We start from the raw sequence: 13,108 nt of genomic DNA, 5'->3' as shown, positions 1-13,108 counted from the left end.
TCGAGTGGCACGCGAAGACGCCAACCAGGGCACGTTCGAATACGAAAATGAAGGAGCAGGCAATGGCACCGCTGAACGAGGAAATGATCGAAGCAGTCGAGGGAATCGACCTGACGATCGCGGGCGAGACACGGCGGATTCTGGCCGAGTGGATCGGAGTGAGCCTGACCTCGACGGAGGGGCTGGAGCAGATCAACCGGGAAGCTCTGCGACTGCAGGGACTGACGGAAGCCGCAAGCGTCCCGTTGGAGCAGCAGGCGACCGAGGAATGGGCGCAGGCGAATCCCGGCAAGACTCCGACGTACCTGGACGTGGTGCGGGGCAAGGAAACCGCGTGGCGGGCAGCACGCGAGATGGTGCTGGCGCAGGAGCTGTACTCGCAGGTGACGCCGGAAGTGATCGCCCGAGTGGAGAAGATCGAGGACTGGCTGGACAAGGCAGTTCAGGAGTCGGAGGACCAGGCGCGGCGAGCGCACGATCTGGATCGATGGAAGAGCCTGAACGTGCGGAACCGTCCCGTGGCGGCGAGGATCGTTCACCGGGTCTGGCTGGAGAAGCCGGCATGGTTCCGTCAACTCGCGAAGGCGCTGGTAGCGCAGCGAATCGAGGACAATCAACCCGTCCCGATGACAGCGTTCGATCCGGTCGCAGCCGAGTTGGAAGCGATGATCAACGCAGAAATTCGACTGAACCCACCAGGGGACCCGAACATGCCGTTCTAGACGCACAAGCCCTGTGGGCTGCAAGCAGCGCTCAGCTCGAAGACCTTGAGGCGCAGGCATACAAGCTCAAAAAGCAACTGGATTCGGCTCAGCGCGCATTAACGACAGCACAAGAGCGCGGACTCGAACCCGGAATTCTCGCCAACAGCGACCGGGTCGAGCACATCAACGCTCGGCTGGACAGACTCCGCACCGAATGGCGCGTGCAGTCAGGCCGAGAGCACGAGCTGCGCCGCGAAATTCAGGCTTTGGGTATCGACCCGCATTCGGTGCCCCGAACACTGGTGCAGGAAGTCGTCACAGCCGACCGCAAACCTAAAGCCAGTTGGCGTGCCGACGCGATCACCAAGAAGCAGATCGCCAAGCTCGAAGAGCTGTCCAAGCAGGTCGAGAAGCCGTTTACCGTCGATGCGACGATCACCAAAGGTGAAGCGCACGATCTGATTTCCAGCATCCTCAGCGGAAATTTCAAAGAGGTGCAATTGCGGGGCCGGCCGCAGGGTCCTCTGCTTACCCCTCCCATCGAGTCGGCTCCACCCGCACCTGAAACCGAGGTGACGACCGAATCTGAACCGCCCCAGGCCGTTCCGGAATCAGTCCCGGCGCCCGTCTACAGCGCGGACCCGCAATCCGAGGTCAGAGCCCACATTCTCGCGGCGCTCGCAGGGACGGACCCCGAAGCCGACCTTCGGGCAAACCCCGACGTCAACACCCCGGATCAGTTCCTGGGGTGGGCCGAAGGCCACTTCACCAACAAGGCACAGGTCGCCCTCGCTGACCTGATGACCGACCGCCAATCCCTGTCCGACGAGATGTTTCTCGCGTGCCACGCAGTGCTGCTCGACCGCAGCCGCTGGCAAGAGCTGGGCCACACGGCAGCCGAGGCGTACTGGCAGGCCCGCACTGGCACCCCCGTCCAGAATCCGGCAATCACGGCCGTGGTCGAAGCGATCGTCGTCGCCCGCGCCAGCGACGAACGCGAGGTCGGGGAGGAATACCTCGAGACCGCGCATTATGCCGCCGCGAGCGTTCTCGACATCGAGGCCGGCGAGGACGTCGATCTTGAAGACGAGGGACCAGAACCCAACCTCGAAGAAATCAACGAAGAAGAACTCGCCGAACGTGAAGCAGAGCGTGAAGAAGCCGCGACAGCCGAGCGCGAGCATCACTACGAGGCGCTGCAGGAAGCCCTCGACCTGGGTATCGCACCCGAGATCGACGACTGGGAAGCCCACGCCTACAGCCTGTTCAACCCCGATACACCGCTCGACCTGCCCTATCCGGAATCCGATCAAGGATTCAGTGCCGCCCGCCGCAAACTCAAAGGCGAAACAGCTCGAAACGCCCTCGACGCACAGTGGTGGCGAGGAGCGCACCGCGCACAGAACGAGGCCGTTGCCGCCGACATCGAGCAACTGTTCCAGGAGGCCGCGACCTCACCCGAGCTGATCGCGTCCACCGGTGGCCGAGATGCCCGCGCCACCAGTTACGCGCACGACTACCGGAAAGTCTTCGCCGAGGTCATCGCCGCGCTAGCGGAGGACGGCTCACCGCAGCGGCAGGCCGCAGCTCAGCTAATCAACCGGCTTCCCGAAAATCACACCCCGGAATGGTTCACCGAGGCTCTGGTCACCGCCTGGGCGCACAACCATGCCGCCGAGCTGACCTGGTCACCTCAGGTCGAGGCCGAGTGGAAGAGCTGGATGCATGAGCATCTCCTCCAAGACCCGGTGATCGCCACCTGGGCAGGCAAGCCTTCGGGCGTGCGGGACTGGAAGCTCGAAGCGGGCATCTATGTCGCTTTCACGGTGCTCGCCGAGGAACGTCCCGACCTGGTTGAAGCAACAGCCGGCATCCCCAGAGCCGCACTCGAAGCGGAACTGCGCAACGAGATCGTCCCGAACCTGTACCCGGCCGAGGCGAAGGATGAGGACCGCCACCCTCTGTTCGAGGAAGGCAGCGCGTTCAGCACCAACAACAGCGACGCGATCCGGCTGCGCTCGAAGAAGCGATTCTCGATCGAGTTCTTTCCCTCCCGGAACTTCTGGGAGTACCGGTTCGACCGGAGTTACAACACGTACGCCGGTGGCCGGGACCACCGTTTCGCGTTGGGCCGCGTACTCGAAGCTGCGAAGCTGCCGATCCCCGAGTGGATCGAACGCGCCTATCGGCCGGTCGACGTTGCGCACAAGCAGGTTCTCGGGACCGCGGTGCTTCTTGCTCGTGGACACGAGTTTTACCACGTCAGCGCGCACAGTGCCCCGATGTGGGTCATGGGTGACAGCAGCTTCAACGCCACCGGGTCGTCTCTGCAGCGCTTCGCCCGCCGTCAGATCCTCGACGATCTTTACCGGATGCACCCGACCGAGATGTCGTTGCTCGAGGCCGAGGGCTTCGACATGGAGTGGGCCATGCGGCAGGAGGTCGACAAACCGCTGTTGGAGGCGATGCACGCCGAAGGTGTTCCCGCACAACCGATGTTCGGTAACGATGTCATCGCCGAGGTGGCCGGTCGGGTCATCGTCGGCGACCCCGCGGGAACACACATCCTTCTCGAACAATCCGTGTTCAACGAGGATGCGCCGGTCACCCTTGACGGCCAGCATTACGGGGGAGTCAACACCTGGCGCGAGGCCATCGACGAAGCCCGTCAACAGCTTCCACGCAAACACGCAGCCGAGGCGAACGCCGGGAGCGAGGTGCAACGCAGCACCGAGGCCAGGACAGAAAAGAGCGTGGAGGAGACCGTCGAGGTCGACTCCGAACCTGAACGAGAACCCGCCCCTGAAGTCGAGGTGACGCCGGAGCCGGCGACTGTTCAAGCCGTCGACGAGAGCGTGCCGCTGGTTCCGGAGGAGCTGCACGGCGAACCGATCACCAGCCCCCTGTGGCGCAATGGTGGCCTGGTCAAGGCCCGCAAGCCCAGCGGCGCGAACATCTGGATTTCACCGGAAACGGCAGTCGAACACGGCTATCAGCTCCCCGAAGCCGCACCCGAAGCCGAAGCCGAACTGGCACTGGGTGAAGACGTACAGGCAGAGGCCGACGTCGAGGAAGACGTCCACGTTGAGTTGGCCGAACCCGCAGCGGCTCCCATCGTCGTCGCACCACCTGTTCCGGTCGAGGACTTCGCACTCGGCACCGAGGTCCTGGTCCCCAGCGGGTCGAAGGCCCGCGTGCACGCGAACATCGCGGCCGCGCAGCTCGTAACCGAGCTGGCGCGTGAGAACCGCGGAGCAACCGCCGAGGAGCAGGCTGTTCTTGCTCAGTGGTCCGGGTGGGGCGCAGTTCCGGAGATCTTCGACAACCGCCCGCGCTTTCGGGAACGCTGGTCGAGTGAACGGGCCGACCTTCTCGAGGTGCTCGGCGAACGCGGTTTCGCGCAGGCCCGCGAGACGACCCTCAACGCGCACTACACCGACCCCTCGATCGTCGCCGAACTCTGGCGAGCAGTGCAGCGCGCCGGACTGCCCGAGAACGCACTGATCCTCGAACCCGGCTGCGGCGCGGGGCACTTCGTCGGAACCGCACCCGCCGGGGTGAACATGGTCGGCGTCGAAATCGAACCGATCAGCGCCCAGATCGCGCACCACCTGTATCCGTCACAACAGATCCGCAATCACGGATTCGAACGCGCCTTCGCCGCCGACGAAACCTTCTCCGGAGCGATCGGCAACGTGCCCTTCGGTAAGTACGGCGTCCCGGACCCGATCCACAACGCCGACGGTCACTCACTGCACAACCAATTCATCCTCAAATCCCTCGCCCTGACCGCCCCCGGCGGCTACGTCGCGGTCGTCACCTCCGCATATACCTCCGATGCCCGCCGGCCCGATGTCCGCAAGAAGATCACCGCCGACGCCGACCTGGTCGGCGCGGTGCGACTACCCACCGGCGCGTTCGACAGACAGGCCAAGACCGCCGTCGTCACCGACGTCCTGATCTTCCGGCGCCGCGAAGAAGGACAAGCACCGACGCAAGAAACGGCGCAGTGGGCGAGCGAGGCGAAAACCATCGCCCTCGATGTCCGCAGCAAGGAAGGCGAGGAGAAGAAACGGGCCGAGGAATACGGCCTCAACGGCTATTTCGTCGAGCGACCCGAGCGGGTCCTGGGCACCCTGGCACTCGGTCACGGAGCCAACGGCAACCGCAATCTGATCGTCGAACCGAACGCCCGTGCGCCGCTGGCGCAGCAATTGCGCCGCCAGCTCGACCCGATCGTCGACCACGCCGTCGAACACGGTCTCGGATTAACCGCCCCCGCACCGACAGTGAAGGTCGCCGAAGCCTTCACCACCGCGGGATTGCTGACCGACGCAGGTCTGGATTCGGCCACCATCGAACCGGGCACAACCCGATTCGACGAGGTCAAGGGCCATTTCGAGCAGTTCAAGATCGGGCAGGGCTGGACGCAGGTCAATTGCACCGGCAAGGACAAAGCTGAGCAGTGGAAGGTGCTCATCGCGCTCGGTGAGACCGTCATGAACGTCACCGAGGCGAGCCGCTCGACCGAATCGACGCTGGCCGAACGCAATGCGCTGCGTGTTCAGCTGAACAGTCTCTACGACAGTTATGTCGACAGGTGGGGGCCGATCAACCGATTCACTCTCACCGAACCGACGCCGCTGACCGAGAAGAAGATCGCCGAACGACTCGACAAGGCAGTCGAGCGGTGGCGCATCAAGATCGGCAAGGCAGAAGCCCGCGAGGAAGGACTGCCCCCGGAGCAGGCCCGCCCGTACACCGGGCAGGTTCCCGAGGACATCCTCGAGGAAATGCAGGAAAAGGCCGCGACCGAGCCGGTCCCGCAGAAGAACCAGAGCCACCTCAAAGGCGCGATCGCCCGCGACCCACGAGTGGGCATGGTCCTGGCGATCGAGACGTTCACTTCCCGTTTCGACGGCACCGACGCCGAGGCCGGCAAGTCCACCATCTTCACCGAGGACACCACCCCGTTCAAGGAAAGGGCGGAATCGGCCGAGCACGTCGACGAGGCGATGGCCATCAGCTTCGACGAGCTGGGATACATCTCGCCGGAGCGCATGGGGGAGTTGCTCGACTACGAGGTCGGCGACGTCATCGACCAGGCCCGCGGGCACATGTTCCCGTCCCTCGATCAGCCCGGGGAATGGGAACTTGCCGAGACATTCCTCTCCGGACACGTCCGCGACAAACTCGCCACCGCCCGGATGCTCGCCGCCGAAGACCCAGAGCTGTACGGAAGTGCCGTCGAAGAGCTCGAACGAGTGCTGCCGGCCGACGTCGATCCGGCGACAATCGGTGTCCGACCAGGGGCGACGTGGGTACCGATGGAGTACTACCGCGAGTTCCTCATCAAGGAGTTCGGTCTCGATCCCGGCCACCTCAAAACCGAGTTCGACAAGGTCTCGGGCAACTGGAGCTTCAAGACAGAGCAGAACAACCGGCATATCGACGCCGCACGCGGCTACACCGACAAGTACGGCAGCGCCCGTCTCGCCGGTGTCGACATGTTCAACCTGATCGCCAACAACCGCGCGATCCAGGTCCTCAAGACGCCGGAAGAGGAACTGCGGGCACCGAAGCCGCGGTTCCATCCGGAACTGACCGCAGCGGCCCGCTCGAACGCGAACGCCCTGCAAGACCGGTTCGCGGAATGGCTCTGGTCCGACGGTGACCGCTACGTCAAACTTGCCGCCACCTACAACGAGCTGTGCAACTCGTTCGTCAAACCGAAGTACAGCACCGCATTCAAGGCGTTCCCCGGACTGAACCCGAAGTTCACGCCGTACAAGTACCAAACCGCTGCTGTTCAGCGGTTCCTGCACGACGAGACGATCCTTCTCGATCATGTCGTCGGCGCCGGCAAGACCTTGACGATGACTATTTCCTGCATGGAAGCCAAGCGGCTTGGTCAGGTGCGTCAGCCGTGGGTGGTGGTCCCGAACCATCTGCTCTCGCAGTGGGGCAAGGAGGCCCGCGAGGCGTATCCGAACGCGAAGATTCTCGTTGCGTCCGAGTTGGACGGCGTCGACGACCGGCAACGGTTCATCGGGCAGACAGCAGTCGGAGACTGGGACATGGTCATCGTCCCGCAGTCCGTGTTCGGTCTGATCGCGATGAAACGTGAAGCTCAGCTCGAATACCTCGACAACGAAATCGTCGAAATGCGGGTCGCTCTGGACGCAGCGAACGAGAACGGATCGGAGTTTTCGGTCAAGCAGATCGAGAACGCGATCAAGGCGACGAACAAACGTATCGACGCCATCATGAGCCAGAAATCCTCCGACGACGGACTCAGTTTCGAGCAGTCCGGGTGCGATTTCATGTTCATCGACGAGGCCCACGACTACAAGAACCTTTCCCGGCCGTCGAACTCCGCTGACCTGTCGGTTCCGGACGGGGCGCAACGAGCCACCGACCTGGAGATGAAAGCGCAGTTCCTGCGCAAAGCGGCCCGAGAACGCAACGCCCGGGCTGGTAAGCCGAACGCGCCCGCCAAAGCGGTGGGCTTCGCCACCGGTACCCCGATTACCAACGCGATGTCTGAAATCTGGGTGATGACGAAGTTCCTGCGCCCGGATCTTTTGACCCGCACCGGGATGGGCCGGATCGACAACTGGGCCGGCACCTTCGCCAAACCGGTCACCGCCGTGGAAATGAACATCACCGGCACCAAACTGCGGATGGTCACCCGCATGGCCGAGTACGCGAACGTGCCACAGCTCGTGGCCATGCTCGATCAGTTCCGCGACGTCGTCACCTCCGACCAGATCGAGGTACCGCTTCCGGAGCTCGAAGGGGGAGTACCGACGATCCTCGAATTCGACCAGGGCCAAGACGTCATCGACTTCGTCGCCGACCTGGACGAGCGCCTGGGCAACGTGAAGGGCGACGAGATGCACATCGACAACTCCCTCAAAATTTCTACCGACGGCCGCAACGTCGCCATGCACCCGCGCCTGGCGAACCTGCCCTCACCGCCGCCGGAGAACTCCCGCGTCGAGGTCGCAGCCGACGCCATCTGGGACGTCCACGCCGAGAACGTCGACGTGTTCATTCCCGCCGACAAACACGGCCCCGACATGACCGGTGCCTTCCAGCTCGTCTTCTGCGACCGAGGAACACCGAAAGTCGGAGACACCAGCAAAGCCCGCAATGTCTACACCGAAATGCGGGACGCGTTGATCCAGCGCGGCATGAAGGCTGAAGAAATCGCGTTCATGCACAACCACAACTCACCCAAAGCCAAGGCCAAGCTGATGGAGGCGTGCCGCGACGGACGGATTCGGGTGCTACTGACATCGACGAAGAAGGGCGGAACCGGCCTCAACGTCCAACGAGCGCTCAAGCAGCTCGTGAACCTCGACCCGGCGTGGACTGCCGCGGATATGGAACAGCGCATCGGGCGCATCATCCGTCAGGGAAACACCTTCGAGAAGGTCAGCGTCGTCAACGTCGTCGCCCGCCGTTCCTACGACGCGATGATGTACCAGTACGTAGCCCGCAAATCAGCATTCGTCGCTCAACTGCGCCGCGAAGACCTTCCCCCAACGATGGAAGACGTCGGCGGTGACCTCTCACTGTCCTGGGCGCAGACGAAAGCAGCCGCCACCGGCGACCCGGTGTTCGTCCAACAGGTCGAAGCCGAGCAGAAAGTCACCACGCTCGAAGCGCAACGAGGCGCCATCATCAACAACAACGCCGCCCGACTAGCGACGATCCGGTCCCTACAGCGCCGGATCGAGGACGCGACCGAACGACTGCCAGGCTTGCAGGAACAGAGCGCCAAGCTCCAGGAATGGCTGAACATCGAAGACCGCGACAGGCGAATCTGGGACTTCCCCAGCGGACCGGTCCCCGACAGTGAAGTGCCCGACCTCCGAGATGCTCTGAAAGAAGCACTGGCCGACGCACGGGAACAGGTCACCAAAGACCGGAAGTTCCTCCCGATCGCATCCGTCAACGGTGTGCCCGTGATGCTCGGGTACTCGCACACCCTCTCCAACTACATCGTCGACATCGCGGGGGAGGAACGCTACCTCGCCCGCGAGAAGATGATCGACGTCTTCTCTCTCGACAGCGCCACCAACGGAGTCATCCAGACCATCCGCAACCAACTCGTCTCCGTCAGCAACCGAGGCGACTCCCTCGAACACCAACTCGACCGGGACAAGCAAAAGCTCGAAACCGCGATCAGTGAACCGGAAATGGTGTTCACTCACGACGCCGAACTCGAAGCCGCAAAGCTCGAAGCCCACGAACTGGGGCTCGAGGTGAACTCCCGCGAAAACTCACCCGACGCTCTCCGACAGGCGCGCCTCGACACCGAACGCCGCCGAGCCGACGGCCAGTACCCCGGATGGTCACTCGACCTCAACCCCACCGAAGGATGGGCAACCGAACAGGGAATGCGGCGCGAATCGGTCATCGCGACGGTGCCGGCGAAGATGGCCGAAGCGCGCAAAGAGTGGGAGCAGAACGCCGAAGCCCGCGAAAGCAATGAGCAGAAGCGGTCGTGGCAGACGATTGACGCCAGCGAAGTCGAGTGGCGCTACGGTTTCGATCCGAACTCCGGGATGCCCGGTGCCCGTACTCACTGGCACGGCCGGCAATGGAATTGGGAGAGTTGGGACGGCACCGGCCAACACGATCGAGGCACCGCGAACAAACGCGGCGATGCGTTCGCCAGAGCATCACAAAGCGTCGACGAGATGTCCAAGGAACGCGGTGTCCCGCGAGAAAAGCTCTACGAGGCAAGCATCGAACGCGGCACGAAACTGCGAGCTGCCATCGAACTCGAGCAAGCGCCAACGCCGGAACAGCGGCCGAATGTCATCATCGAGCCCACTCAACTAATTCAACCGGCGGCCACCGATCAGCCTGGATCGCATGTCGCTGAATCAGTGGATGAAAAAGTTGATCAGGCGATCGTCGACTCACTCAAGGCCGCAGGAAGCAGTCACGTACGACCGCTGCGGGAAGTCATCGGCAGCGATCCCGAGACCACCGAAGGTCCCGAAGAAACCGCACCGGAGGCCGACTTCGACTACGGAATCGGCGAAGACGGAGAACGCGCCGTCTAACTGATGCCCGGTGTCGATACCTGCGGTCAGGCAGAAAGCAGAGGTGGGATGAGGGCGGAATTTGCCCTCATCCCACCTGACGGTCTTTAGCTCGGACCTCGCAGGGGGAGGTTGTCGTGTTCCTCGCAGATTTGCTTGTATACGGTATCGACGCCAGGTTCTTTCAATCCATCGTCATTGAGATAGAACCTGTGGCGCTCGGAGTCCGGTCTCCTGCTGCCGCCTACCACCGTTCCGTTATCACGACGATTCGGATCGGCTTTGAAGATGATTAACCCATAGTCGGACAGTCTCTTGAATGATTCCCATGCTGCTCGTGTCAGGTCGTAGTCGCGAAGCCGATCGTGGGCGGTGATGTCCAACTCGGTTCCAGGCAGACCGCCGGCGCGTTCATGCAAATCGCGCAGCATCATCCACATCGCGATCTCACGGTTCGTCAGGGCATGGACCCATCCGTTGAGGTAGAAGTCGGCAGGGATCCGAACTACTGGTTCGGTGGCATCCGGCACACGGTAGGGAGTCGCCCCTACTCGCTTGTGTCCACCGTCTTCGACGAGGAGTCGAATATCTTTGTACTTCCGGTATCCCTGGCCCAATGCTTCGGGGAGCGATACCAGGTTGACGTCCGACTCGGCGAGCGCGGTGATCGCATTACCGATCTGCCGCTTACGGTTTGCGGGCCTGTCGACTGCTAGCTCTTCTTTCCCGCTTACCTGGTTCGCGTTGACAACGAGCACATCGATCAGCCCACTCGGACTTGGATGGGCACTCTCGATTGGCCAGCCGAACTTGGCATCCGCGCCGAGTAGGAGTCGGTTGGATTGCACAAGGAAGGGGAGCGTAACTGCCAGACGGAGCCCTACGCCCTTGGGCTTTTGGGCTAGCACTGACAAAGGCGGACGGCGCGGCAGCACCGGCCGTGGCTTGTCCACGATCCGAATTCCCTTGATCTCCGAATCCGTCAACTCTGGTATTCGACGTACAAATCCCGATCGAATGAGTATCTCGGGTGGAGTGCTCGCCTTCCATACGTCTTGAAGGTTGTCACGGACCAGACGGTCGAGGTTTTTGCCGTCGACAATCGCCTCAAGATGCTCTCGGCGTGACTTCAGTTCCGCTGCGATTGCCACGAATTGCCCCCCCATTTGCAACGTTCAACGGTTACCGATAGACCGGCCCTCTGAACCTTTTCCCTGTTCCTGGATTCTCTGCTGTTTCTCGGCTTCGATCTTCGATATTTCAATATGACAAGAAGGCCGGTTAAAGCGCGAACTTCTTCCCCTGCACGGTACTCGACAAAGCAGTCTGCGTCGAGTGACAGTAGGTGTCGACGGCAACGCCATCGCTACCTAACAGCGACGGCCCTCCGCACCAACGGAGAGCCGTCAACGCCCGCAATTCCCGCATAAAGAAAGAGGACGTCTCATGACGCTATCGCCCACAACCCCTCCCGCACCAGAGAGAGCCGATGGCCCATCCCCCCGAAGGCGGCTTCGGCTTCTGCTTCTGAGTGTCATCGGGATCGCCGCAGCCGTCGGTGCAGCCTATTACGAACCGATCGGGGTCATAACCACAGCGGTCGCGCTGATTGCAGCTTTGGACCAGGTCATCGGTTGAAGTATCGGCAGCGGAAGGACAGCGCCGAGCGCAACGATTGTGCTGTGAGAGGTCACCACTCACCTCGCAGCAGGGACGGCTGACAGGTACGAACTATCTGACGGGAGAACATGCCGGCGAACACGAATACTGCATAAATCTCTACGATCAAAGACTCAGCCGAGGTGGGGTGAGACCTATGGTCTCGCCCCACCTCTCACATACGATCACCTTCACGCCAGGAGAGTCCCTCATGTCATACAACCTCTATGGCATCGAGCCGAAACCATCGCGGGTGCGCCGCTACGGACCAGGTTGTGGAATCGCGGCAGGTTTCGGTGCAGTGGGGTTTCTTTTGGGTAGGGCGTTCTCCGTGCCTGGAACCAACGAATTTTGGGACTTAGCTGCACAGCCAGCAGCCACAGTCGCGGCCGGAGTAGGCGCGATCACCGCGGGTTACATTGCGTTCCATAACGGCGAGAAGAGCCGGGGGCTAGATGCTCAACATCACCGCGAGACGGTAGATGGGGACCGTGAATCAAACCTCCAAGACCGATACACCGTGGCAGCAAAACAACTCGGAGACGAAAACTCTGCCGTACGCGAAGCCGGAGCCTACGCAATCGCGGCACTTGTGGACGACTGGCTGCGATATGGCACTCGGCTACCACAACCAGGTCACGCCCATTCCCAAGCTAAGACGTGCGTACACCTGCTCTGCTCGTATCTTCGTGCGAACCGCCGACTGGATGGGACCGATGGATTCGAGCCAGAGGAAGCAGCCGTTCGGAACTCGATCATCGGAGTTTTGCGTGAACGCACCAAGGACTGGCACCAGCAAGAGAATGGATGGATTGAAGATGCGAAGTTGGAAACAGATGCTCGGATCGTGATTGATCTCAACGGTGCGCGACTTAGAAAAGCCAACCTCAGCGAGGCAAATCTCTTCGGAGCGAACCTTTCTGGAGCGGATCTTCACGGCTCCGTCTTGAATGCCGCGACTCTTCAAAGAGCAAATTTGTCTCGAGCGACGATCACGCGGACCCGACTGCACAGAACGGATTTTACGGCCGCTGAACTTAGCCACGCCGACTTCAACTTGAGTGTTGGGAGGGAATCCATTTTCAAGGGAGCGACAGGGATGCAAATTTCGTTCACTCGGGGCGCCTTTCGGGGTGCAGACTTTAGCCAGGCAGTTCTCTACTTCGCGGACTTCACGGGTGCGAGACTCCATGGCGCGACCTTTTCAGGATCGAACCTGAGCTCGGCCAAATTTGGAGGAACGCACATTGAAGCAGCTGATTTCACAGGCAGCACATTTGATGAAGAGACCGAGTTCGATGAAACGACTCACTACTCCCGAACGACGAAATGGCCCGAGAACTTTATGCCGCACCTCGGGCAACTAGTCGAGGATGAACCGCAACCCACGGACTCTGACTCATCCCCGATCCCCGGAGGTTCCGCATGACAAACGACCGACTTACCGAAGAAGAAGCACGAGCAGAATACGACAAACTGGTACCGATCATGGCGCTGGAAGGCCGCACGATGGACGCTCACAGTCAGGAAGTGTTCGTTGAATACCTTCAGGACAAGCTCACGATTGACGACCTGGTGGCTATTGCGAAGCGTCGCAACGGGGCAGCTGAGTAGTGGAGGAAACTCCGAAATTCTCGCAAGAGTGGGTCAACTACTTCATCCCATCGACCGTTCGGTGGGACC

6 protein-coding genes are annotated in these 13,108 nt (G+C 61.6%); 4 read left to right on the top strand and 2 right to left on the bottom strand.

The features are described from left to right. The first annotated feature begins 62 nt into the window (after positions 1–62). Complete coding sequence (locus FEZ60_RS25160; RefSeq protein ID WP_172937339.1) at positions 63–722, top strand: hypothetical protein; 660 nt, start codon at positions 63–65, stop codon at positions 720–722. Between the two features lie 203 nt (positions 723–925). Beyond that, positions 926–9,787, top strand: coding sequence for a helicase-related protein (locus FEZ60_RS25155; protein ID WP_346343410.1), 8,862 nt, complete (start codon positions 926–928; stop codon positions 9,785–9,787). A gap of 86 nt (positions 9,788–9,873) precedes the next feature. Here FEZ60_RS25155 and FEZ60_RS25150 read toward each other — a convergent pair whose 3' ends face one another. Beyond that, complete coding sequence (locus tag FEZ60_RS25150; RefSeq protein ID WP_172937338.1) at positions 9,874–10,917, bottom strand: hypothetical protein; 1,044 nt, start codon at positions 10,915–10,917, stop codon at positions 9,874–9,876. Between the two features lie 417 nt (positions 10,918–11,334). Beyond that, positions 11,335–11,460: a hypothetical protein gene (locus FEZ60_RS32980; protein WP_275942469.1), complete on the bottom strand. Its 126-nt coding sequence runs from the start codon at positions 11,458–11,460 to the stop codon at positions 11,335–11,337. A 176-nt stretch (positions 11,461–11,636) separates the two neighbouring features. On the opposite strand from FEZ60_RS32980, the gene FEZ60_RS25145 reads away from it, so the two are divergent. Together FEZ60_RS25145 and FEZ60_RS25140 are read left to right on the top strand one after the other, a co-directional pair. Then, positions 11,637–12,854, top strand: coding sequence for a pentapeptide repeat-containing protein (locus tag FEZ60_RS25145; RefSeq protein ID WP_172937337.1), 1,218 nt, complete (start codon positions 11,637–11,639; stop codon positions 12,852–12,854). Further along, positions 12,851–13,039 carry a hypothetical protein gene (locus tag FEZ60_RS25140; protein WP_172937336.1) on the top strand — a complete coding sequence of 63 codons (189 nt, stop codon included), beginning with the start codon at positions 12,851–12,853 and terminating at the stop codon, positions 13,037–13,039. Before FEZ60_RS25145 ends, FEZ60_RS25140 begins: the two co-directional genes overlap by 4 nt. The last annotated feature ends 69 nt before the right edge of the window (positions 13,040–13,108 follow it).

The sequence above is a fragment of the Rhodococcus sp. MS16 genome, assembly GCF_013277795.1.
Taxonomy (GTDB): domain Bacteria; phylum Actinomycetota; class Actinomycetes; order Mycobacteriales; family Mycobacteriaceae; genus Rhodococcus_F; species Rhodococcus_F globerula.
The sequence above is the reverse complement of the archived record's forward strand: the minus strand, read 5'-3'. Positions and strand labels throughout refer to the sequence as shown.